The organism is Streptococcus sp. 339 (assembly GCF_013277285.1).
Lineage (GTDB): Bacteria > Bacillota > Bacilli > Lactobacillales > Streptococcaceae > Streptococcus > Streptococcus pseudopneumoniae.
In genome coordinates this window covers 1-25,107 of record NZ_VMMR01000014.1, presented here as the reverse complement: position 1 = coordinate 25,107, position 25,107 = coordinate 1, and the positions used below count along the sequence as shown (strand labels likewise).

The window sequence follows — 25,107 nt, the reverse complement described above, 5'->3', positions numbered from 1 at the left end:
TCCAATAGTTTTACTTTACTAATAGTATACAGGAGGTCTTCCATGAATGATAGATACCTTGTTATGACGCGCTTACATTGGAAGCAACGAATAATCTCATTAAACTCATCAAACGCAATGTCTTTGGTTTTCGGAACTTTGAAAACTTCAAAAAACGGATTTTCATCGCTCTGAACATCAAAAAAAGAAAGGACAAAATTTGTCCTTTCTAGATCTTAGCTGACTTCAACACTCTACAGTTGACCAAGAGCCCCTTTTTTACTATCCACTGTAGGGTAAGTATATCCAGCTAATGTGTAGATTACCCTAGTTCTTTTTAATTGATAAAAAATTGTGTATGTAAAAGCGATTGAGAATCAAATAGAATCATTTACTTAAGCTTCTTCATCATCTTTTTTCTTTTTAGAAAAGAGTAAACCTACTGCTCCAAAGATTGATAGAAGTCCTAGAGCAGCTGTAGTATTATCTGATCGTATACCAGTATTAGGCAACATTGCTCTCGTTTGATACGATGTAGGCTGAGTTCCTGCTACTATATCTGATACATTCAAGGCTGCCGCTGCTGCAACTAAGTCATTCTTAGCTTTCTCAACTTCTGCTTGACTTGCATCTGGCTTAGCATCTACAGCTTTTGCCGCTTTAAGAGCTTCGTCGTAGGCAGTACGCTTAGCTTGGTCTGCATTCGTGTACTTGGCGTCAGCTTTTGTTGCATCTTCTTTCGCAATTTCAGCTTTCAACTCATCTTTACTTGTTGCTTGTCCATTCAAGGCTGCCGCTGCCGCAACTAAGTCATTCTTAGCTTTCTCAACTTCTGCTTGACTTGCATCTGGCTTAGCATCTACAGCTTTTGCCGCTTTAAGAGCTTCGTCGTAGGCAGTACGCTTAGCTTGGTCTGCATTCTGATACTTGTCAGATTCTTTCGTGCCAGATTCTTTACCAAGCTCGGCATTCAAGGCAGACTTGTCGCTTGCCACTCCATCCAACTCACCTTTGGCGTCTTCAATGGCTTTCTTAGCGTTATTGACAGCTTCTTGCGTGGCATTCGGGTCTTCTAAGACTTTCTTACCATCTTCTACGGCTTTGTCATAGGCTGCTTTCTTGTCTGCTGTTGCATTTTGATACTTAGCTGTCTCTTTGGTGCCAGATTCTTTACCAAGCTCGGTATTCAAGGCAGACTTGTCGATGGATTGTCTCTGCTTTTCACGTTTATCATACTCGCTTTGTTTTATCCACAAATCTTTCGCCGGTATTGGAATAGTATCTAATACTTTTCCCCCAGCTTCTACCACTGTTAAGCGAGCTTCACCACCTCCATTAGGAACAATCGAAAGACTCACATACTCAGCCTGTGGATATAAATTGAAAATGTTTAGTTTACTACTATCTGTCGTTGCATCGTCTCTATATAGTTTATCCACACGTCTATTTCTATTACGATCTTTCCGTCTTATCTTTTGATCACCAAAGAAATCCGTATAAAGTTCATAAACATCTCCATGACTATTGGCATTCAGCCAATGAAACATTCCATCATACCAATGACTACTCAAATAATCAAAATCATTAATTTTTGAATCTGGGACTGGTGCTTGATCAACATTATATGAATAGTCCCCATTCAACCTTGATGCCCGGTCTTCCCCGACACTCCTAGCTCTTCTAACGGGAGCATGCTGACCAGAGTTACTTGTCTCTTCAGCACTTCTATCACTTCCGCTAACGGCACTACTGTTGCTTCTATCTGACCCTTCAGAACTTTCCCCATTATTGCTTGATGGAGAAGCGTCCCTATCACTGCCAACAGGAGTACGCTGAACAGAATTACTTGTTTCATCAGCACTTCGCTCACTTCCATTCGAAGCTTCACTAGCTCCCTCCGCAGCTGGATCCGATTTAGGCTCAGAACTCTCAAGAGACACCTCTGTAGCATTTACTGTAGTATCCGCCTGAACAACACTAGCTCGTGCTCCTAAAAACATCAATGCGGCAACCGCGACACTGGCGGCACCAAAGTGGTACTTACGAATGGAGTAACGGAAGACCTTTTCTCTGTTACACTTTCTAAAATCCATAACTCTTTCTCCTTTAAAGATATGATTGAAGAGAACATGTCATTTTCCTCTTCGATTGACAATAATATATAAATAGCAACTTACGACTATTTACCCCACTGTATCTCCTATGAAGAATATACAGTCTAACAGCAATTATACCACCCCCCCGAATTTTGCAAGGAAAAACATTTGATTTTTTAGGTTTTGTAATTCGAATGTAATAATGTCTTTAGTAAATCGAACGTGAAAATGTCCCATTTAATAAAATAGTCGTATGAAAAGGATCCAACTGAATATGAATGAAGCGAAAAAATATCTTGTGATAAAAGCTATAGACCAAGGAAAGAAAACAAAGAATCGAGCCTGTGTCGAACTGAACCTTTCTAAAAGACAAAGCAATCGTCTGCTACTAGCCTATCAACAGAAAGGAAAAGAAGTCTATTTCAGCAGAAAGACGAAAGTATTCGTTATAAAAGAAGTTGACGGTGACATCTACCTCAATATCGCTGACAAGATCTATCACACAAAGGAGCTACTAGTTCATGAACTCTATTCGAAAAGCTTTGAACCAGAACCAGAACAAAAAAAGAAAGACGCAAGTATATCCCTCCACAAACCCATCCGTGGAAACTCACATCTTTCAAACAATATCTTCAGAAAAATAAAAAGGATTATGAAGAGTTTACTAGTGAGGAGCTTGATTCTCCTCAGCTACAAGTATAATCTATTTCTCGCTAAATGGGAAGCTGTTCCTTAAAGGAAATCACTCTATCCCTTACATTTAGGAGAGAGAAAGCAAGGAGTCTAAGACAAGCATTTCATTTGATAAGAGGCTTGGAGCTGTGAGGCTGGAGAGCCAAGGCTAAGACTAGCCTTGGTTTAGCTGAAAAAACAGCTTCAAGGGTTCCTCGTATCAAATAAAATCAAAATAATTGCCCTCAATCTCACCATTTTTTTGGGACATCATCACTTTCGATTGGCAATTCTTCAGTGAAATGAGTTTGTCACAAATCTCAAACCAGCTAAAAGTAGTTCATAAATAAATGCCAACTTCCTTTCTCTATCTGTAAGATACTCATCAGATTATATAGTCTAGGAAGTAAGAGTTCTTTTTTATCCCTTTTTTTGTAATAGGCGTACCTCTCACTACTAATTACTTGCAATAATACCCGTATAACTTTTACAGCGGTGTTAGTTCAGTTCCTTCATAATATCGATGTTAACTTTTAACACAGACACCCTATCTTCACCTAGAAATCCAAAAATTTTTGTTACTGTATGCTTGTCAATGATTTCTTCCAGTCTAGGCAAGCTAATACCTGTTGTCTTAGAAATACGGGGGAGTTGTAGTTTAGCACTTTCTGGACTGATTTCTGGATCCAATCCCGAAGCCGATGTTGTTACCAAATCAGCAGGGATATCTCTGATTGAAATAGTTGGGTTTTCTTCTATGAGAAGAGACAGTTCCTTTTGAACACGTACTTTTAGTTCAGGATTACTAGGAGCCAGATTTTGGGAACCAGAAGTAATATCCCGCCTTTGTCCACTTGGGTCTCCTTCGCTAAGGTAAGTATTATACTGAATAGCAGATGGTCTACCATGCAGAAAAGCAGCTGACGAAAATTCTTGCCCAATTAAAGCCGATCCAATAAGCTTCCCATCCTGCTTAATTTGACTACCATTGGCTTGAACAGGAAAAATAAACTGCCCTAATCCGGTAATCAGCAAAGGGTAAAATAATCCACAAACCGCCCCAAATAAAAGACTTAGTCGGACAGAACGTCTGATATGTATAAATATTTTTCTCATGATTGTTATTCATTCCTTTCATGTTCAACCCAAGGAAAAGACACTGATTCTTTTAAACGTAAAGCAATGTAGATAAGTTTCAATCTTATTCCTCTAAATATTATATTAAACTAATCTTATCAGGATAAACCCAATAGATACAATAATGGAGTAATACTCATATCAATGATTTTAATTCCAATAAACGGGATGAAGACTCCACCCAAACCATAAATCAGCATGTTATGAGCCAAAACTTTTTCTGACCTTTGAGGCTTATAAGAAACTCCTTTCATCGCAATCGGAATTAGAAGAGGAATAATAATGGCATTGAAAATCAGAGCCGATAAAATTGCGCTGGAAGACGTTGATAATGACATAATATTTAACGATTGCATTTGGGGGATACTGGGCATAAAAATAGCTGGAATAATGGCAAAGTATTTGGCAATATCATTAGCAATTGAAAAAGTGGTTAAAGCTCCTCGCGTCATTAATAATTGCTTTCCAATTTCAACGATATCCAGAATCTTGGTTGGATCGCTATCTAAATCCACCATATTAGCAGCTTCTTTAGCAGCACTTGTTCCAGAATTCATAGCAATACCGACATCTGCCTGAGCTAGTGCTGGGGCATCATTAGTCCCATCTCCTGTCATCGCAACAACTTTTCCTAAGCGTTGTTCTTTTTTAATAGCTTCAATTTTATCTTCTGGCTTGCATTCAGCGATAAAGCTATCAACGCCTGCTTCTTGAGCTATGGTCGCAGCGGTAAGAGGATTATCACCGGTACACATAATAGTTTTAATTCCCATTGCCCGTAGGCGAGCAAAACGCTCAACTAAACCTGGTTTGATGGTATCCTTGAGAGCAATCACTCCCAAAATATTCTGCCCCTCCACTACTGCCAGTGGAGTTCCCCCAGCTGAAGCAATTCTTTCACTGATAGACTTCAAATCTTTCGGAATCACACCACCTTTACCTTTAATATAGCGACTTATAGCATCTGTGGCACCCTTACGTATCATTCCCCCATCAACAAAGTCTATCCCACTCATTCGTGTTTGAGCAGTAAAATCAATAAAGGTCATATCTTCAGAAATAGGAGGAATACTTGCCCCATATTCTTTAGCAAGCTTAACAATTGATTTTCCTTCCGGTGTATCATCCTGTAGAGAACTTAGCATAGCTGCTCTTATTAAAGACTCTTGACTAACACCATCTACAGGAACAAAATGAGCAGCCATACGATTTCCAAAGGTAATGGTTCCTGTTTTGTCCAAAATCATAGTATCCACATCACCACTAGACTCCACTGCTTTTCCTGACATAGCAATCACATTAAACCGTGTAACGCGATCCATACCTGCAATTCCAATTGCTGACAGCAGACCTCCAATTGTTGTTGGAATTAAACATACGGTCAATGCCACAAGAGTAGTAACTGTAATCTTTATGTGCAAAGCGCTAGCAATCGGGTACAAACTTCCAATTACCATTAAGAATATAATTGTTAAGCTGACTAGCAAAGTATTCAAGGCAATTTCATTAGGGGTTTTTTGCCGAGAAGCACCCTCTACCAAGGAAATCATTTTGTCCAAGAAAGACTCTCCAGCACGTGAGGTCATTTTCAACTTAAGCCAGTCACTAGCAAGAGTTGTCCCTCCTGTTACAAAAGCAAAATCACCACCAGGTTCTTTGATCACCGGAGCTGACTCTCCTGTAATAGCTGATTCGTCTACAGAAGCAATTCCTTCAATAACTTCACCGTCACCAGGAATTAATTCTCCTACCTTAACCAGAACGATATCTCCTTTTTGCAAGGCTGTGGCCTCAATAGTTTCTTCAAGAAGGGTCTGACCATCATTGTCAAAATAGAGTCGTCTAGCTGTCATATTTTCTTGCGTCTTTTTTAAACTTTCAGCCTGTGCTTTTCCTCTTCCTTCCGCAATGGATTCAGCAAAATTAGAAAATAATAAAGTTAAAAATAAGATCACTGCTACTATGCCATTATACAATTGACTACTTTGGCTATCTTGTTGAGCATCAACGGGGATAATTGTTAAAAAGAAGGTCAGAACAAAACCAACTTCAACTACAAACATTACTGGATTTTTAATCATGTAACTAGGGCGAAGTTTTACGACCGCTCCTTTAAGGGAACTGAGTAGTATCTTTTGTGTCAGAAAGTAAGTTTTCTTTGAAATCATAATAAACCTCATTGAGTTAGAAATTCAGCTAAAGGTCCTAGTACAAGGACTGGTAAGAAAGTTAAGGCTGATATAATCAACACTATCACACCTAAAATAATGGCAAAAGTCCCCGTATCTGTTTTTAAAGAACCTAGGGAATCATTCACATGTTGCTTAGTCATTAACGAACCAGCAATCGATAGCTGAAGAATCAAAGTCACATAGCGTCCAAAAAACATAGCTAATCCTGTAGATATATTCCAAAATAAAGTATTGTCTTTTAGTCCTTCAAATCCCGATCCGTTGTTAGCAGAAGCTGAGGTAAATTGATAAATCACTTGTGATAAAGAATGAAATCCTGGATTGGTAACACTGTTAAATCCTGCTGGCAATGAGACAGCTACTGCTGAAAAACCTAGAATAATCATAGGGTGAACCATGATGGCTAAAGCAATTAAAGTCATTTCTTTACCTTCAATTTTTTTTCCTAAATAAACAGGTGCACGCCCAATCATTAATCCACAAATAAAAACAGTAAGAAGAACGTACAGCATCATATTCATTATTCCTACACCTTTACCGCCAAATATAACATTGAGCATCATGTTAATCATAGCTACTCCACCACTTAGAGGAGTCAAAGTATCGTGCATATTATTCACGGAACCCGTTGTAAAAGCCGTTGTTATTTCTGTAAATAGACCAGACATTGGAATACCGAACCTAACTTCTTTACCTTCCATACTTCCCATTGATTGATTCAAACCCAATTGATGCAAGACAGGATTTCCTTTACTTTCTGACCAAACAATAATGGATAAACCAACAAAAAATAAGAATAGCATAACAATCAGAAGCGGTCTTGCCTGTCCTCCTAGTTTAATAAACGTAGATTTAGTGGACTTATAAGAAACTTTCTGTACAGATTCAAAGGGATGATCTTCCTTTTTCCTAGATGAAACCATATGACCAAAAACAACTACCATAGAACCTGGTAACAACATCATAGATAGCATTTCAATAATATTTGTGATTACATTAGGGTTTTCAAAGGGAGTTGCTGAATTTGCTGCAAAAAAACCACCACCGTTGGTTCCCAAGTGTTTAATAATTTCAAGAGAAGCGACCGGTCCCATTATAAGACCTTGTAAATTGCCCTCCAAAGTAGTCGCATATAACTCTTTTGATAGTGTTTGGGGAACCCCCTGTGAAATAAGTAACAAAGAGCCTATTATTGAAAAAGGAAGCAACACTCGAGTAATCACCCGAACAAAGTCAACATAGAAATTCCCCATGTCTTGATACTTGCCTGATACACCTCTGATAAAAGCCATAGCAGCAGCATAGCCTGAAGCAGCTGAGGTAAACATCATAAAAGTAATGACAACCATCTGACTAAAAAAAGACAAATCCCTCTCACCAGCATAATTTTGTAAATTAGAATTGGTGATAAAAGATATGACTGTATTGAAACTCAGGCTTGATTCTAATGAACCAACACGGGTGGGGTTCAAAAAGAAAAAGGCCTGTGTTCTTAGGATTACATAAGCCACTAGAGCCATAACAGCATTAGTTAAAATAAGGGCTACAGCATACTCCTTCCAAGTCATTCCTTTTTTGTCCACATCAAGCAACTTATAAATCCACCTATCAATAGGATCCATAATGGGATCTGCAAAAGTTTTTTGCTGGCTAGCTATATGGTAAAGATACTTTCCAGTTGGTAATATAATAATACAAGCCAGTACTAAGACAAATATGATTTGTAACATCTCACATTCCTCCTAAAATCTCTCCGGGTGTAACAGAGCATAAAATAAATAACAGATTAATAAACCAAAAATTATTCCTAATACTATCATAGTACACTCTCCCTCTAATCACCTTTAAGGTGCTTATCACACCAAACAATAAAACCAATCATTAACAAAAAAATAAAAAATAAAACTAGAAACATTATGAAATCTACTAGCATTGTATCCTCCTTCAAGAATATAATCATTCTACCACGAAAAGTATAAAAATGATATAAAGATTACGGATATAAAATAAAGATTATATAAAGATTGTCTCCTAAAATAACCTAAGACAACCTATCCTAAGACTTGTTTCAAATAGCTGCCAAGAAATTACCAATCAGGTGAATAAAATTCTTTTTGGATTATTTGTCATCATAATTTTCAATCTTAATCATACGATAACCGATACCAATATGAGTTTGAACCATTTTAGAGTAACCCAATCCTAATTCGATTTTTTTTCGCAATGTATTAACAAAAACTCTCAAAGCAGAAAAGTCTTCCTCATAATATCCCCAAATTTCCTTGACAATAAAACGATAAGTCAACACTCTATCAACATTCTCTGATAGAAGACAAAGCAACTTATACTCAATCGGGGTTAAGTGAATTTCTTGGTTATTAACAAATACACGATTAGATAAAAAATCAACATGTAGCCAGCCATTAGTAAAAGATGATTTTTCAGAATTACCGTCACTTTGTTGATTAATCTGCTTTGACCTCCTAAGACTAACTCTTAACCGAGCGAAAAGCTCATCAATGCTAAAGGGTTTAGTCAAATAATCATCTGCCCCAGCATCAAGTGCATCAATCTTGTCACTTTCTTCTCCACGTGCACTAACAACAATAACAGGTAGCTGTGAAAAGCTACGAATCTTGTCAATAATGTCTTTACCATCCATATCTGGCAAACCCAAATCCAATAATAATAAATCTGGAAATTGCGAAATGATCTGACGTAAAGCTTCCTCTCCAGTCCGAACTGATACATAATGATAACCTTCAACTTCCATTGCTAAGGATAAAAGTCTGTTAACGGAAGAATCATCTTCACAAATTAAAATCTTAACATTTTCATTTTTCATGTAATACATTCACCTCCGCTAGTGGTAGTGTAAATCCAAAGATAACTCCTTTAGGAGTATTGTCATGGACGTAAATAGTCCCCCCATGTGCTGTAATAATACTCTTACATAAAGATAGTCCTATACCTAGGCCTCTTTTACCATCGGATGCCAAATTTTCTGATGTATAAAAAAGGTCAAAAATCTTTTCTTTTGCTTGATCGTTAATACCAGGACCATCGTCAGAAACCTCAACCACCAGGTTCTGATCCTTTCTATTACTCGTCAATGTAATTAAAGATCCTTCATGCGTATATTTAACTGCATTGTTAATGATATTAACCAGTACTTGCACAATCAAGGGAGCATCCATTTTAGCTATTAATAAATCATCTGATAAAATTAAAACAAAGTCATGATTCTTAATATGTTGATCCACATGTTTCAAAGCTTCTTCAATCAACTCATCGAAAACATTTATTCTTAATGAAAGAGTAGTATCATTATCCAATTTAGTAATTGACAATAAATTTTCAATCAGATTAATCAACCACATAGAGTCATCGTAAATATAGGCAGCTAATTCTATCATACGCTGTTTCTCCATAATTCCCCCCGTCTCCATCATTAATTTAGACTGACCTGATATGCTTGTAAGTGGAGTTCTCAAATCATGTGAGATTCCCCTTAACAAATCAACCCTTAACTGTTCTTTTTGTATTTTAAGTTCCATTTTTTGTTGTTCTTCGCGTAATGCTTCTTTTTCTAATGCCAAGGATGCCTCTCCTAAAACAGTTAGAATAACAGATTTTTCAAACAGGTCAATCATTGTTTTATCCTCTATTAAAATACCAATAATAGCAAAAACAGAATCTTTACCTCTGACAGATAAATACAGAAATTTAGCAGCAGACAAGGTGTTTGTTGTTGCTCCAGCTTGTTTATTATTATATAAAACCCACTCAACCACTCCTCGCTCATTGTACTGATAGTAATCAGCTAAGGTCCTCAAAGAATGACTGGTAGGGAAATATTTCGGCGTCTCCAAAGTACCACCTGTTACAGGATAAATCACCACATCACTATTCAATAATTTTTTGACTTGAATAGCTAGTTCTTCTAAAATAGAAGGAATAGAGTCTGCCTGAGATAATCCTCTATTTGTTTGTAGTAACAACTCTGTTAGATAAGATTTTTCAGTAGATAATCTTGCCTGCTCTTGAATCCTTTTTATGAGACTAGAAGTAATCAGACCAGTAATTAACATAATAGCAAAAGTCATAGGATAAGTAGGATTAAAAGGATTAAAAGAAGTAAAAGAAGTAAAAGTGTAGTAGGGGGCCACAAAAAAGTAATTAAAACAAAGAACTGATAAAATAGAAGAAATCACACTATAAAGTTTTCCTTTTGTCCAAACAGCATTTATTTGAACACTTAATATATATATTATTATAATGTTGTTGGTACTGAGATTCCAGAAACGAAATAAAAGACCTGTTAAGGTTACTAGCAACAATACCACCAGTGTTTTAACCAAATCACTGAAAGAAAATTGCCATTTAGAAAACCAAGAAGGCAACGAGAGCTTACCAACCGAAGTCTCTTTTTTTCCTCTAGTATTATGGACTACAAACATATCCAAATCAGGAACATTCTTACTAAGAACTTCCACAATATTTTCTTTAGGCCAAATAGTTCTGGAGCCACTTTTTCCGACTACTAACTTAGAAACACGGCTCAATTTTGCGTAATCAGCAATCTGCTTGGTCACATTATTATAATCCATAACTGTCACCTTAGCTCCCAACCGCTCTGCCAATTCCAAGTTCTGATGTAACTCCTGATTAGTCAGTTCCCTATCTAAACTACCAATATACAGGGCTGTAAAGTCTGCATTAAGAGCACTTGCTAATCTTGAAGCAGCGCGAATGACATGTGAAGAGGAGGGAGAGGGTGACACACAGACCAAGACATGTTCCTTGGTCACAATACTATCTTTAACTTTTTTTCCTCGAAAAGCACTTCCATTAATCTGATCAGCTGCTTTGCGCAAAGCGATTTCTCTCAAAGATATTAACTTTTCTTCAGTAAAAAAGTGACGCTTGGCCAATTTAGCTTGCGATTTAGAATAAATTTTTCCTTTATCCAATCGTTCAAGTAAATCTGATGGGTCAATATCTACAAGTTCAATCTGATCAGCCTGATCAAAAATAGCATCTGGAATTATCTCATTAACTTGAATCCCTGTAATAGCTTCAATCACATCGTTTAAACTTTCAATATGTTGGACATTTACAGTAGTATAGACATCAATCCCTGCATAAAGCAGTTCCTTAATATCTTGGTACCTCTTTTTATTACGTGACTCAAAACAGTTAGTATGAGCCAATTCATCCACTAAAATAATGCGTGGTTGACGCCTTAAAGCAGTATCAATATCAAACTCATTTAAGGTGATACCTTTATATTTTATTGTTTTAGGAGATAATTGCTCAAGACCAATCAGTAAAGCCATAGTCTCAGGTCGATTATGAGGTTCAATGTAACCTACTACCACATCTACTCCAGCTTTTTGAGCTCGCTGCGCTTCTCTAAGCATAGCATAGGTTTTTCCAACTCCTGCAGCATAACCAAAATAAATTCTTAACGCCCCTGTTTTCATAACATCACCTTAGTTAACCCAACCTTTTGTAGTAAAATCATTTATCAGAAGTCATTATAACCTAATTTTATTTTTTTTACAATAGCCTTCCTGAGATTATATCATGGGACGAGTATGAGTTCACCAAGGGAAAGATGAGTTTCATTGCGCAAGATTTTAACAAGCTCAATATCATCACTGTTCTTGAGGGTAGAACACAAGCTGTCATTCGTAATCACTTTCTTAAGTATGATAGAGCCGTCCGATGTCGCGTCAAAATTATTACTATGGATATGTTTAGCCCTTACTATGACTTGGCTAAACAGCTTCGCTTTCGAATTTCTAGGCTCAGGCTGAAACATCTCCCAGACTGTTTCACTCCCTAATGCAAAAATTGTTCTTGATCGTTTTCACATTGTGCAACATCTAAGCCGTGCTATGAGTCGTGTCCGTGTCCAAATCATGAATCAATTGGATCGAAAGTCTCATGAATACAAGGCTATCAAGCTCTACTGGAAGCTCATCCAGCAAGATAGTCGTAAACTCAGCGATAAACGATTTTATCGCCCTACTTTTCGTATGCACTTGACCAATAAAAAAAATTCTAGATAGACTTTTGAGCTATTCAGAAGACTTGAAACACCACTATGATTTCTACCAGCTCTTAATTTTTCACTTTCAGAATAAGGAGCCTGACAGATTTTTCGGACTTATTGAAGACAATCTTAAGCAGGTTCATCCTCTTTTTCAGACTTTCTTTAAAACCTTCCTCAAAGATAAAGAGAAGATTGTCAACGCCCTTCAACTACACTATTCTAACGCCAAATTAGAAGCAACCAATAATCTCATCAAACTCATCAAACGCAACGCCTTTGGTTTCCGGAACTTTGAAAACTTCAAAAAACGGATTTTTATCGCTCTGAACATCAAAAAAGAAAGGACGAAATGTGTCCTTTCTCGAGCTTAGCTGACTTCAACCCACTACAGTTGACAAAGAGCCAAAAATCCCCTGACAAGTACCAGAGGATAAGCGTTTATTTCATTGTTGGGAAGAGCAATACATCACGGATAGTAGTTGTATCCGTGAGGAGCATGCAGAGACGGTCGATACCGATTCCCAAACCACCTGTTGGTGGCATACCATATTCAAGGGCTTCGATGTAGTCGTAGTCGATACCTGTCGCTTCATCGTCACCAAGTTCTTTAGCTTTAGCTTGGGCTTCAAAACGGCTAAGCTGATCGATTGGGTCGTTGAGTTCAGTAAAGGCATTACCGTACTCCTTAGTCATGATGAAGAGCTCGAAACGGTCAGTAAAGCGTTCGTCTTCAGGATTTTTCTTAGCCAGTGGAGATACAGCTACTGGATGTCCATATACAAAGGTTGGTTGGATCAAGGTTTCTTCAACAAACTCTTCAAAGAAGGCATTGATGATGTGACCAACCTCAGTATAGTGTTTCTCAACTGGAACTTTCTTCTCAGCAGCGATAGCTTTAGCTTCTTCCAAAGTCATGTCTTGCCAGAAATCGACACCAGTAATTTCTTTGATAGCATCCACCATGTGAACACGTTTAAATGGTTCGTTGATTTTGATTGCAGTACCTTGATAGTTGACTGGGCCATCACCTTTGACTGATTTAGCAGCATGTTGGATAATGCCTTCCGTCAAGTCCATGATATCTTGGAAGTCTGCGTATGCTTGGTAAACTTCGATAGAAGTGAACTCAGGGTTGTGAGTAGCATCCATTCCTTCGTTACGGAAGATACGGCCAATTTCATAGACGCGTTCCATACCACCCACGATAAGGCGTTTCAAGTGAAGCTCAGTCGCGATACGAAGCACCATGTCAATGTTTTGGGCATTGTGGTGGGTGATAAATGGACGGGCAGAGGCACCACCAGCTTCGTTGTGAAGAACAGGTGTTTCCACTTCAAGGAAACCTTTTTGGTCAAGGTAACGACGGATTTCAGAGATGATTTTTGAACGAGTGACAAAGCGTTCAAAGCTTTCACGGTTAGAAATCAAGTCAAGGTAACGTTTACGGTAAATTGTTTCAACGTCTGTCAAACCATGGAATTTCTCTGGTAGAGGACGAAGAGCCTTAGACAAGTGTGTGATGTGAGTAGCCTTGATAGAGAGTTCTCCCATATCTGTACGCATCACTTCGCCTTCGACACCAAGGAAGTCACCAAGGTCTGCTTTTTTGAAGATTTCGTAGTTTTCTTCACCGACAGCATCCTTACGAACGTAGATCTGGATTTGGCCTTCGCGGTCTTGAAGGTGGGCAAAACCTACTTTACCTTTACCACGTTTGGTTACCAAGCGTCCTGCGATAGTAGCTGTTTCGTTTTTATCATGTAATTGTTCTTTATCAAGGTCAGCAAATTTATCTTTTAATTCTTGTGAATTTGCAGTGCGTTCAAAGCGTTTTCCAAAGGGATCGATTCCTTGTTCACGGAGCGCAGCCATTTTTTCACGGCGAACGATCTGCTGGTCATTTAGTTCTTCCATATGTTCTGTTGACATGGGATCCTCCTAGATTTACTCAAAATTGAATACGATGAGTCATTTTTTGCGATACTCCCATTTTATCATAAATAAGCAAGAAATTCACGGATAATCTTTCAAAACTAAAAAGAACTTGACGCTAAGATTACTGAGCCAAATCACTGAAAAGACTGGGATAAGCAAGAAATTCCAAAATATCAGAAAAGGGATCTGACAATATTTATGGATTATACTTTAACCCTTGTAACTTTCATGACGTGTGCTACTTTTTATATAAGAGCAAGCCAAGCAAATCTAAAACTGAAACAATTGACGTAAAAAACATTAACAACTTGAATCTTGTCATTCATACACCTGATATGACAGAATAGTATAATTTTTAACCTTTTAGTCTTTTGATTTTTTACACCTCTTGCCAATTCTCTTGGTCTTCCTTAAAGCGTTTTAGAAGGTCGAGTCCTTCTGGCGTGATATAGCCTTCTTCTTGGGCTAGGTGGATGAGTTCACTGTAGTTAGAAAGCGTCACCAATTTCACACCAGCATCTGCAAAGTTCTTATCTGCTTTTGGCAATTGGTAACTAAAAATCGCTACAACTCCAAGTACATCTGCTCCTTCGCGTTTAGCTGCTACTACGGCTTCAAGAACAGAACCACCCGTTGAAATAAGGTCTTCAACCACTACCATTTTTTGACCTTGAGCTACGCGACCTTCGATTTGATTACCAGCTCCGTGGTCTTTTGGTTTGCTACGGATGTAGGCAAATGGCAGGTTCATCTTGTCAGCAATAATAGCTCCGTGTGGAATCCCTGCTGTTGCAGTTCCTGCAATCACCTCAACCTCAGGAAAGGCTTCTTTGATAGCTTCCACAAAACCATTTTCAATGAGAGTACGAGTCTCTGGATAGGCAAGTGTCACACGGTTGTCCGTATAAATCGGCGACTTGATACCAGAGGCCCAAGTGAAAGGCTCCTCTGGTTTGAGGTAAACGGCTTGGATTTTCAAGAGGTGGCTAGCGATATCTTTAGCAAGTGTCATGGTATTCTCCTTTTATTTTTCTAATCTAGTTCTTTAATTCCAGTCCTGTGTCCATTCATCCTTGATGGCATGATAAGCTGCAACAGGATCCTCAGCTTGGGTAATGGGACGTCCCACTACGATATAGTCACTGCCGATTTGATAGGCATCAGCAGGTGTCATGACTCGTTTTTGATCTCCAACTGCAACACCAGCTGGACGAATCCCTGGTGTCAGACAGATAAAATCTGGATTGGTAGCCTGCTTGATGACTTGTACTTCCTGAGCCGAGCAAACAACACCATCCAAGCCCGCTTCAGCTGTCTTCTTGGCATAGTGAATCACAGACTCTTGCAGACTGGTTTGGATATTTTGAAACTCCTGCATCTGAGCTTCTGACGTTGAGGTCAGCTGAGTGACAGCGATCAATTTGGCTTGACTTCCAAGACCTTCACGCGCAGCCTTCATCATCTCTACACCACCAGCCGCATGAACATTGGTCATGTCCACACCAAGCCGAGACAAGACCTTCATGGCTGACTTGACTGTATTGGGAATGTCATGAAGCTTGAGATCTAAAAAGACACTATGACCCAAGCCTTTCAAGTAGGACACACTCCCAGGCCCCGTTGCGTAATAAAGCTCCATCCCTACCTTTAGATAAAGACTTTCTTCTGCTGGGAAAAGAGCTAAGAATTCCTTGACCGCCTCAAAACTAGGAAAATCAAGAGCAATGACTGGACGATGTTCTCGCATAGGTTTCTCCTTTTACCTTTGCTAGTGAGAGAGTCTGGCCAACAGAAGCCACGAAAAAAGGAACCTGCCAACAGCAAGGTTCCACGAAAAATGGGTAGTCTCCACCCTTTCACCGTCTAACCTTAGCTGCCTCTCTGGACTGCTTTAAAGGTTTTCTATTATTCTATTATTTCTACTAGTACTTGTCAAGTAAAAACAGCTAAATCCATGTTGACTGCTATTGAACACCTCACAAGACTCTTTCCAAAAGAATAGTTAAAGACTTTCACTTCGGACAGAGAAAAAGAGTTTGCTTGTTACCCTTTAATTGAACAAATGGGAATTCTGTTTTATTTTGCGGATGCCTATTCATCTTGGCAAAGGGGAAGTAATGAGAATGCGAATGGACTTCTTCGTGGGTATTTTCTTAAACCGATTTGGCAACAATTACCGAAAAAATCCTTAATGATGCTTTGCTAGCTTATTAATCACCGTCCCCAAAAATACTTGGATTACAAGACAGGTTTTGAAGCACTTTTTGAAGCACTTATAGAGGAGATTTAAAAATGTTGCATTTTTTATTGCAATTTATCAGTTATCTTATCACCCAAAACTTCTGCAATTAGTATGAGCACTATTGTTATTTTTCTTTTTTCGTACACTCAAATCAAAATATAGCAATAAGACTATTCTGTAGAATTGCTGTCAAAAAGATCAGTTCATTTTTTCCTTCCCACTTGTGTTTATAATCATTAAAATAACTCAATTAAGAAATTTTCTTTTTCCTAATAGTTAGCGTAATTAAAGTTAATAGAACAACAATCCAAATAAGTAGTGTTAGATTAGGAATTAGAGTTTTATTCCATGAAAATTCCTCCCATTTTGTGAAAAACTTAGTAAACAGTCCCATAAAACTATAATCTGTTATCTTCGCAACTGTCTTATCCAAACCAGATAGCATCGGTAAGAAAGCAACTAAAATCATAGCAGGAAGACTGATAACCTGAGCTACTACTTGGCTCTTCGCGGTTAAACCTATCAATAAATAGAATAAAATGATGGATAAAGAGGTTAGAAGAACGATTGTAATATAATTAAAAGTATGTACAATTGTAACTCCTAAAATAAGAGGAGTAGTTCCCATAATCACAAAAGTTAGCAAAAAAGGAAGAAACATAGTTGATAAAATGTATTCGGAGCCTTTAACACCACTCAACAGAAGAGTTTGTAAATTGTACTTTTCTTTTTCTTCAGACAAGATAATAGTTATAGGACTTCCAACAGCCAAAGAAAGAGGTAAACACATCATCAAAAGAACTAATGCCTGTTGATCGTTGACCTTCCCCTGTGTTTCCATAAGATATTTATAAAAATATGTGAAAGCAAAAGGCACTAAAACTTGCAATAAAATACTCTTATTGGAAAGAATAATTTGACAACGCAACCATACCAAAGCCAGAAACCGTTTAAGCATTTAGCTTTCCTCCTGTTAATGTGATAAAAATATCTTCTAAAGTAGGCTCACATGAATGAATTGAAAAAATATTTTCCAGATCAGCCTGAGATACCTGTTCTAGTGATGTAAAATCAAAAGTTATCTAATTCCCATTATAATCTGTAACCTTAATCTTTTTATCTTTATTATATCTTTGAATGAGTTCAGAAGGAGCTCCTTGCTCAACTAATTTCCCTTTATTTAATAAGGCAACATAATCACATAAAAGAGTTGCTTCATTCATATCATGAGTCGTTAGAAAAATCGTTGTCCCTGCTGTTTTCAATTCTAAAATTAACTCATGAATTGTTCGAGAAGTTGTGGGATCTAGACCTGAGGTCGGTTCATCCAGAAAGAGTACAGCGGGTTTGTTGATAAGAGCTCGTGCTAAAAGCATTCGTTGCCTCATTCCAGTGGATAATTTTCCTGCTACCATCTTGCGACTATCATATAATCCTACTCGCTTTAACAAATTATCAACACGTGATTTACTAATATTATAAAATTTACTATAAAAAAGAAGATTGTTATACAGAGACATTTTCTCATAAAATCCACTTGTATCGCTAACCAATCCAATTCTCTTTAATTCACCGCTTGTTAAATTTTGAGATTTTTGTCCCAAAATAATAGATTGTCCTTTATCGGCAAGGAGCTGCCCAGTCAGAATATTAATCGTTGTGGTCTTTCCAGAACCAGATGGTCCTAAAAATCCAAAAATCTGACCTTCTTTAACAGTGAAACTTATATCATTTAAAGCTATTTTATCACCAAAACTTTTTGATAAATGGCTAACTTCAATCATACTCATTGCCCCTCCTTTATATTCTACATTTTTACTTAACATCTATTTACTTAGCTTTATCAAATAAACGTCTTAAAAAAAACAATAACATTAAGCATATAACCGTTAGCAAGATTGTTTCAATATTATTGATAATACGATACATTCTCAAGCAGTATAAAATAATTATATATATGCAAATGCTCATTATACCTATTTTTTTAAACATACTAAGCCTCCTTGCTAAATAATAAAGTTATATAATAACTAAGACACACTATACCTAACATAATAAATATCCACAGCATTAAAAATATTATCATACTAATAAAAATATCCACTGGTAACTGAATAAATGTTCTAAAATTAACAAGCAAAAATAAAATCTCAAACGATGAAAAAAGCCATACTATATTTTCCAATGATGTTTGAATATTTTTATTGTAGTAAGCATAATATATAGCAAAAATAATACCCAAGAACAATACTATTAATTGTGTTTCTATAACAGTGAACTGCCCAATAGCAGATAAAAAAGCTACTCCTCCTGATAATAAGCAAAAACAAACTGAACGAATAAATGTTTTCGCTCTAATATTGTTATCTTTCACTTTATTATTTTTTTTACAAATTGGACATTCTCCGTTTTCCAGAACATATTTTTCTTGACTTAGAGCATGATTTCTCATATTATAAACGTAAGCGTTATCTATTAGGATTTCATTATAACATCCCAGAAATATTTTAATTATTAAATTAGTCATTATCCCTCCCAAAATAGCAGGCATCTCTGGTGTAGTCGGCCACTTTGTCTTATCAGATAAAGTGTACTTATTTATATCTTTGTTTATATTCCGACAAGCAAAGCAAGAACCGATGGTAGGGATATATATATTATCAATAATAAGATAGCATCCATTAAACCCTCCTGATATGTAGGATATCTTATGCGATACAGCAAATTGATTGACAATTTTTATAATATCAATGGGCGTATCAATTGCTTTAACGATAAAATCTATACTCCCATATTCCGCAACAATGTTTTCTAATTCTTCTACTGAAGAAACTTTAATAGAAATAGGTACTACCTGAACATCTGAATTATACTTGTGTATTTTTTGAGAAAGAACATTAATCTTCTCCTTACCAACATCCGACTCTGTATAAAGAATTTGCCTATTTAAATTTGATGGTTCTATTATATCGTAATCAGCGACAATAAGTTTCCTCACTCCATACATACTTAGACTTAGAGATATATAACATCCTAAGGCTCCGGCTCCTAATACTAATACTGTTTTATTCTGTATTTTATTATACTCTTCATTATAAAATAACGAATAGTAACCTTTAGTTCTAGAATATCTACTATCAATATCTATCTCATCCGAAATTAAAATTTGTTCATTTAATAGTTCAAATGTTAGTTTACTACCTAATACTTCTTCTATCTCTAATAGTTCCTTACAACTATTAAATAGATCGTTGATAAATTCTTGCGAAATTTGAGGTTCTATAGCTATTTCCCGCATACTCCGACCACGCAAATACATTATACCTTCTTTTTTATAAGCAAAAACATAACTATTTACGTAGAACATATTTCGTCCTTCCTCTCATATATAATATAGAAAGCAGTATAGAAACAACCACCCCTCCTATACTACGAACAATAATATTAGGTGTCAAAAACTGTAATAGTTGACTCAAAGGGAAATAAATAATAACAAATGCTATTAAAAGTTGAACTATATATTGAAAATTCAAGTTATTATTGTTAGAATTCAAGTATCTTAAAATAATACCACTATCATACTGAAAAAAAGGAATTGAATTAATAAAAATCATACCTAAGTTAATGATAAAAAATAAGAGTCCAAGCAATTTATACGATGTGAACAATAAAACAAGTAAACCTGTAAGTGATAAAATCGAATTTGAAGCAATTCCTGCTAACATAATTTTCAAAAATTGTTTTTTATTTTTTAAGAATTGCACCCCACTTAAATCTACAAAAAAAGCCAAATTAAACAAAAGTAGCATTATTCCACAATTTGGGATCTCAATTTGATAATTATTAGCAATTATTGCATGACTAAATTCATGTATCGTTACAGATATAATAACAACAAGCAACCAAAATAAAAGAATGTTTAGCGTTATTGGAAAGTTTTGGAAATTAGTCAAAATATCCGCCCTATAAATATACATAATAAAACATTGCAAAATAAGAGCCAATGGGAAAATACCAAATAGGATTTTTTCAAAATTCTTATTAAATCTTTTATAGTTTAATTTTTCAGATAATGTTATATTAAAGTCCAATGTTATATTAAAGTCCCAAGATATTTTAAAAATATTTATCTTTTTTCGTGATTTCATAGAATCTATAAGTCCCATTTTACTAAGAACAATATAAAATCTTAAATAATATTTCTTCCCTACTAACACTAATAAGTCCGATATGGTAAATTCTTGACCTATTAGTTGCTCTAACCATTTTTTTCCTGTTTCCCAACTAATACATGTTTCTTACTGGATGGTATATATAGATGATACTGTCCCTCAGTCCGCAATCAATAAAATAATAACTAATTCTATTAATCTCTTGCTGCAAGACTAATACGGAAAATTCAAATGACTGTCTAAAATGAAATTGAAAAAGCTTAATGTTAGTAAATGAACAAACTTCAACAACCAGCAAGAGCAAGGATTGCTAAACCAAATCCGATACCTATTGCAAGTCCAGCTGAAAAATCACTAACTGGTACTGAAATTTTTTCAATTTCCTCAAATAAAAAGTTATCTTGCATGATTATCACTCCCTATCTTTTTAACAATAGGCTACTCCAATTAAGAGAACTACCCCAGTTCCAAGTAAAACTCCCCCAAAATTCACCATCTGTAGAGGCTACGATTTCTTCAATTTCTTCAAATAAGAATACTTCATCTGACATATGTGTTACCTTCTTCATAAAAAATTATTTTGCAATCGATTACACTGCATAATGTAACATAAAGAAAAACAGATGTCAAATATTAAACGTAAAAACTAGTCACTAAAGTACTATGAGAAAAAAGGTAAAACCTAGCGACGCGATGAGCGCTGGGTCGTTTGGTTTCGATTGCTCTCTTCCTCTTGTTTTTTCTATTCTTCTTCTAAACGTTTACGTTCTTCTTCCTGCCTTTTCTCAGCTTCTTCGGCCTCTTTTTTGGCTTTTTCTTCTGCTTCCATAATCAATTTATCCGCTACAGTGTAGCTGTAGATTCCAGCTTCCATATCGACCACACTTGGTTCTGACAATTGAGGCTTAATCTTACTGTAATAAGGCAGTTTCTTACTCATTTCAGATAGAGGAACCAAGACTTCGTCCGAATCATTCATGGTCAATCGAATTAAATCGGAAGTGACCTTGCTGGGAGCTAGTTCCACCTTTTGGATAGCCGCCTTGAGTTCTGGGCTAATTTGAGAAAGTTCTGAGACAAAAGCCTTGATTTTTTCACTATCATTAAAGAGAACTGATATATAAGTTTCTGGTAGACTGACCAAACTCACAGCACTGGTCTCAAGCTGACCACTGGAAAGAATAGGATAATGGTTTTCACCAGAAATATAGTAGGCCACAATATCGTATTCCTTGACCTTGATAGTGAACTTGGTTGGAAATTGATAAACAAGTTGAGCTGATTCAACCCAATAGTTAGACTTAATCTGCTTTTCATATTTTTCCTTGTCTAGCAGAAGGTTAATCGTATAATCCGAATCCTGAATACCTGAAGCCTGTCGAATATCATCAGACGTAGTGTGCACCGTTCCCTCGACACGAATATCCTTCATCGTCGCATAAGGACTGAGTAAGTAGGCGGAGACAATCAATAAAAGCAGACATGGAAATAAAATCGTTAAGGCTCGTAAGATATGGATTCCTGGAATTTTCGGTTTGACCGGTTTTTCCTTTACAGGCTTTTTATCTGCCTTTTTATCCTCTTTCTTTGGCTCTTTGGACTTTGATTCTTCTTTGGATACTTCTTTTTTGACGTATTCTGACTCTTCTACTTTTTCTTCGGTATCATCCTTAGCTGATTTTGGGTCTTTTGAATCAGATTCACTCTCTTGGTCCTCGGTTGCATCTGAATCTTCAGATTTTGAAGCCATTCGAGCTTGTCTTTCCTTTTCTTTCTCCTCAGCTAGGGCTGCCTCTTCCTCAGCCTTCTTTTTTAGATATTCTTGGTTTCGTTTCTGCCATTCTGATAACTCTTTCAATTCTTCGAGGATTTCTTTGCCCTCATTTTTCTTATCTTTTGACATTTACTTTCCTTATGATAAATCTTTTTTCAACAATTGATAAAAATCTGCTAGAGATTTCAATTCCTTAGAAGCCTTCATGTTAGCCTGGTAGTCTTCCTTGTGACTTAGTAAGTGAGCAAGCTTCTCTTCCAAACTATCCAAGGTCAAATCGCTTTCTTGAAGCTCTTCTGCATAGCCTTTTTTTACAAAGTAAGCTGCATTTTCAATCTGGTCGCCACGACTAGCTTCACGACCAAGTGGCACAATAACATGCAATTTTGCCATGGCCAAGAGCTCAAAAATCGTATTGGCACCACCTCGTGTCACAACAATATCAGCCAATTCCATCAAGGGTTGATAGAGATTGGTCACATAGTCAACACGAAAAAGATTTTGGCTCAACTCATTCAGGCTAGAATCTCCAGTTAAATTGATAATATTGTAGCGCTCTGTCAGTTCTTTCTTATGGTCTGTCACCAATTGGTTAAAGACACGAGCGCCTGCAGAACCACCGACAAACAATACAGTTGGCAATTTAGGATTAAAGTGGGTTTGAATATCCACCAATTCATCTGGTTCTGGAGTGTTTTTGTCCGAAACCTTGGTCACTGCTCCCACATGCTCGACCTTAGCCAAACTTGAAGCCTGTTCAAAAGTTGAATACATTTTCGTCGCAAATTTATAGGCGATTTTATTGGCCAAGCCCATAGACAGGTCAGATTCGTGAATAAAGACAGGCACTCCTGACACACGTGCTGCAATAACAGGCGGTACTGAGACAAAGCCTCCCTTTGAAAAAAGGGCCTGTGGACGAAGTCGTAACATGATAAAGAGCGATTGGACAATTCCCCAACCAACTTTGAAGACGTCCAGCATATTTTGCCAAGAGAAATAGCGACGCAATTTTCCAGTCGTAATGGAATGGAAGGTAACATCCAAACCTGACTTGAGGATTTCTTGGTGTTCGATACCACGTTTATCTCCGATATAGTGGACTTCCCAGCCATCTTCGATGAACTTGGGCATTAACAAAAGATTGAGGGTAACGTGTCCAACCGTCCCCCCACCTGTAAAGACAATTTTTTTCATATTATTCCTTTAACTCCGCTACTGTGTCGATAAAGAGGTCGCCACGTACTTCAAAGTTAGCATACATATCCCAGCTGGCATTGGCTGGACTGAGAAGGACTACATCTCCTTGAGTCGCAAGTTCATAGGCCTTGCGGGTCGCATCTGCAATATCAGTCGCATCCACATAAGCCACACCAGCCTTGTCTGCTGCCCGTTTGACACGTTCGGCAGACTGACCAAGAATGACCATCTTCTTGAGTCCAGTAATATCTGGAACCAAATCGTCAAACTCATTGCCACGGTCCAAACCACCTGCAATCAAGACTACCTTGCTGTTGTCAAATCCTGACAAGGCTTTTTGAGTTGCCAAGATATTGGTTGACTTACTGTCGTTATAAAATTTAACACCCTGAATTTCATCCACAAACTGGAGACGGTGTTTGACACCACCAAAGGCTGAAAGAGTTTCTTTAATGATTTGGTTGTCTACACCACGAAGCTTGGCTACAGCAATCGTCGCAAGGGCATTTTCCACATTGTGGCTACCTGGAACTCCGATTTCACTCGCTGCCATGACCACTTCTCCACGGAAGTAGAGCTGACCATCTTCCAGATAAGCTCCATCAACCTTTTCCAGTGTTGAAAATGGAACTACAGTAGCTTGTGTTTTGCTAGCCAATTCTTTTGCCAAGTCTTGGTTAAAGTTCAAAACAAGAAAATCAGCCGCTGTCATCTTGTTTTGGATATTCCACTTAGCTGCTACATATTCCTCAAATGATCCATGATAATCGATATGAGTTGGCATGAGGTTTGTAATAACCGCAATCTCAGGATGGAATTCTTGAACGCCCATGAGTTGGAAAGAAGAAAGTTCCATAACAAGCGTGTCCTTGTCTGACGCAGTTTGGGCCACTTGACTAGCTGGATAGCCGATATTCCCTGATAAAAGACCATGTTGCCCAGCAGCAGTCAAAACTTCCCCAATCATGGTCGTTGTAGTTGTTTTTCCATTTGAACCTGTTATACCGATAATGGGCGCTTCTGAAATCAAGTAAGCCAATTCCACCTCGGTCAAGACAGGGATACCTTTGGCCAAAGCCTTTTCAATCATGGGATTGCTGTATGGGATGCCTGGATTTTTCACCATGAGGGCAAACTCTTCATCCAAGAGTTCCAAAGGATGGCCACCTGTGATGACCTTGATCCCTTCTTCCAGCAAACTTTGGGCAGCTGGATTGTCCTCGAAAGGTTTCCCATCATTTACTGTCACAATAGCGCCTAGCTTGTCCAACAAACGAGCTGCCGATTCACCAGACTTGGCCAAACCTAAAACAAGTACTTTCTTATTTTTAAATTGATCTATTACTTTCATGTCTCAAACTCCATTTCTACTCTTACTATTTTACCATTTTTATGGAAATAAAAAAGCCACAAAGTGTGTTTGTGACTCTTTCTTCTAACTGATACTCTTCGAAAATCAAATTCAAACCACGTCAGCTTCGCCTTGCCGTACTCAAGTATAGCCTGCGGCTAGCTTCCTAGTTTGCTTTTTGATTTTCATTGAGTATAAACAAAAAGAGCCGAGTGGCTCTTTTTGTTTATAGATTTTTTAAGACTTTCCTTAAGTAATGACGGACGGTAGCGATCTTCTTCGAAGTTCCATACCTA

At 37.2% G+C, this 25,107-nt stretch carries 18 protein-coding genes and 5 pseudogenes; 4 read left to right on the top strand and 19 right to left on the bottom strand.

Going from position 1 to position 25,107, the window contains the following annotated elements; all coding sequences use genetic code 11:
• Positions 1 to 77: 77 nt before the first annotated feature.
• Positions 78 to 219 (top strand): annotated as a pseudogene (locus tag HT736_RS02165) (transposase); the annotation flags it as partial.
• A gap of 155 nt (positions 220 to 374) precedes the next feature.
• Here HT736_RS02165 and HT736_RS02160 read toward each other — a convergent pair.
• A complete protein-coding gene (locus HT736_RS02160) occupies positions 375 to 2,072 on the bottom strand; it encodes a YSIRK-type signal peptide-containing protein (protein ID WP_172930699.1) in 1,698 nt (565 codons plus the stop codon).
• A 412-nt stretch (positions 2,073 to 2,484) separates the two neighbouring features.
• Between HT736_RS02160 and HT736_RS02155 the strand changes: the two are divergent.
• A pseudogene (locus HT736_RS02155) lies at positions 2,485 to 2,777 on the top strand (ISNCY family transposase); the annotation flags it as partial.
• A 468-nt stretch (positions 2,778 to 3,245) separates the two neighbouring features.
• Here the strand turns inward: HT736_RS02155 and kdpC are convergent.
• From kdpC to HT736_RS02125, 6 genes are all read right to left on the bottom strand, one after another.
• Positions 3,246 to 3,863: a potassium-transporting ATPase subunit KdpC gene (kdpC, locus tag HT736_RS02150; RefSeq protein ID WP_001225808.1), complete on the bottom strand. Its 618-nt coding sequence runs from the start codon at positions 3,861 to 3,863 to the stop codon at positions 3,246 to 3,248.
• 119 nt (positions 3,864 to 3,982) lie between these two features.
• Entirely contained in the window at positions 3,983 to 6,052 is a 2,070-nt protein-coding gene (gene kdpB / locus HT736_RS02145; RefSeq protein WP_014017221.1) for a potassium-transporting ATPase subunit KdpB, read from the bottom strand.
• 8 nt (positions 6,053 to 6,060) lie between these two features.
• Positions 6,061 to 7,806 carry a potassium-transporting ATPase subunit KdpA gene (locus tag HT736_RS02140; RefSeq protein ID WP_050971642.1) on the bottom strand — a complete coding sequence of 582 codons (1,746 nt, stop codon included), beginning with the start codon at positions 7,804 to 7,806 and terminating at the stop codon, positions 6,061 to 6,063.
• 12 nt (positions 7,807 to 7,818) lie between these two features.
• Positions 7,819 to 7,896: a K(+)-transporting ATPase subunit F gene (gene kdpF, locus HT736_RS02135; protein WP_007285010.1), complete on the bottom strand. Its 78-nt coding sequence runs from the start codon at positions 7,894 to 7,896 to the stop codon at positions 7,819 to 7,821.
• Between the two features lie 299 nt (positions 7,897 to 8,195).
• Positions 8,196 to 8,921, bottom strand: coding sequence for a response regulator transcription factor (locus HT736_RS02130; protein WP_000787304.1), 726 nt, complete (start codon positions 8,919 to 8,921; stop codon positions 8,196 to 8,198).
• Complete coding sequence (locus HT736_RS02125; protein ID WP_172930698.1) at positions 8,911 to 11,562, bottom strand: sensor histidine kinase KdpD; 2,652 nt, start codon at positions 11,560 to 11,562, stop codon at positions 8,911 to 8,913. Before HT736_RS02125 ends, HT736_RS02130 begins: the two co-directional genes overlap by 11 nt.
• A 65-nt stretch (positions 11,563 to 11,627) precedes the next feature.
• Here HT736_RS02125 and HT736_RS02120 point away from each other — a divergent pair.
• Positions 11,628 to 12,508 (top strand): annotated as a pseudogene (locus HT736_RS02120) (ISL3 family transposase); the annotation flags it as partial.
• A gap of 67 nt (positions 12,509 to 12,575) precedes the next feature.
• Here the strand turns inward: HT736_RS02120 and lysS are convergent.
• The 3 genes from lysS to pyrF form a co-directional block, all read right to left on the bottom strand.
• Positions 12,576 to 14,066: a lysine--tRNA ligase gene (gene lysS / locus HT736_RS02115; RefSeq protein WP_172930697.1), complete on the bottom strand. Its 1,491-nt coding sequence runs from the start codon at positions 14,064 to 14,066 to the stop codon at positions 12,576 to 12,578.
• 385 nt (positions 14,067 to 14,451) lie between these two features.
• A complete protein-coding gene (pyrE, locus tag HT736_RS02110; protein ID WP_000170920.1) occupies positions 14,452 to 15,084 on the bottom strand; it encodes an orotate phosphoribosyltransferase in 633 nt (210 codons plus the stop codon).
• 33 nt (positions 15,085 to 15,117) lie between these two features.
• A complete protein-coding gene (pyrF, locus tag HT736_RS02105; protein WP_138700192.1) occupies positions 15,118 to 15,819 on the bottom strand; it encodes an orotidine-5'-phosphate decarboxylase in 702 nt (233 codons plus the stop codon).
• A gap of 318 nt (positions 15,820 to 16,137) precedes the next feature.
• Between pyrF and HT736_RS12045 the strand changes: the two are divergent.
• Positions 16,138 to 16,362 (top strand): annotated as a pseudogene (locus tag HT736_RS12045) (IS30 family transposase); the annotation flags it as partial.
• 202 nt (positions 16,363 to 16,564) lie between these two features.
• On the opposite strand, the gene HT736_RS02095 reads toward HT736_RS12045, so the two are convergent.
• From HT736_RS02095 to murD, 9 genes and pseudogenes are all read right to left on the bottom strand, one after another.
• A complete protein-coding gene (locus HT736_RS02095; protein ID WP_172921579.1) occupies positions 16,565 to 17,272 on the bottom strand; it encodes an ABC transporter permease in 708 nt (235 codons plus the stop codon).
• Positions 17,265 to 18,098, bottom strand: a pseudogene (locus tag HT736_RS02090) (ABC transporter ATP-binding protein). Before HT736_RS02090 ends, HT736_RS02095 begins: the two are co-directional and overlap by 8 nt.
• Positions 18,099 to 18,307: 209 nt before the next feature.
• Entirely contained in the window at positions 18,308 to 19,681 is a 1,374-nt protein-coding gene (locus tag HT736_RS02085) for a ThiF family adenylyltransferase (RefSeq protein WP_001812020.1), read from the bottom strand.
• Positions 19,665 to 20,480, bottom strand: a complete 816-nt coding sequence (locus HT736_RS02075; protein WP_166735853.1) for a peptidase M50 family protein — start codon at positions 20,478 to 20,480, stop codon at positions 19,665 to 19,667. The genes HT736_RS02085 and HT736_RS02075 overlap by 17 nt, the downstream gene beginning before the upstream one ends.
• 290 nt (positions 20,481 to 20,770) lie before the next feature.
• A complete protein-coding gene (locus HT736_RS11935) occupies positions 20,771 to 20,893 on the bottom strand; it encodes a hypothetical protein (RefSeq protein ID WP_275689873.1) in 123 nt (40 codons plus the stop codon).
• Between the two features lie 12 nt (positions 20,894 to 20,905).
• Complete coding sequence (locus HT736_RS11930; RefSeq protein WP_007284949.1) at positions 20,906 to 21,037, bottom strand: hypothetical protein; 132 nt, start codon at positions 21,035 to 21,037, stop codon at positions 20,906 to 20,908.
• A gap of 191 nt (positions 21,038 to 21,228) precedes the next feature.
• Complete coding sequence (locus HT736_RS02070) at positions 21,229 to 22,389, bottom strand: cell division protein FtsQ/DivIB (RefSeq protein ID WP_138701350.1); 1,161 nt, start codon at positions 22,387 to 22,389, stop codon at positions 21,229 to 21,231.
• A gap of 9 nt (positions 22,390 to 22,398) precedes the next feature.
• Positions 22,399 to 23,457 (bottom strand): UDP-N-acetylglucosamine--N-acetylmuramyl-(pentapeptide) pyrophosphoryl-undecaprenol N-acetylglucosamine transferase, encoded by a 1,059-nt coding sequence (locus tag HT736_RS02065; RefSeq protein WP_000724842.1) that lies wholly within the window; start codon positions 23,455 to 23,457, stop codon positions 22,399 to 22,401.
• Position 23,458: 1 nt separating this feature from the next.
• Positions 23,459 to 24,811: a UDP-N-acetylmuramoyl-L-alanine--D-glutamate ligase gene (murD, locus tag HT736_RS02060; RefSeq protein WP_050223684.1), complete on the bottom strand. Its 1,353-nt coding sequence runs from the start codon at positions 24,809 to 24,811 to the stop codon at positions 23,459 to 23,461.
• Between the last annotated feature and the right edge of the window lie 296 nt (positions 24,812 to 25,107).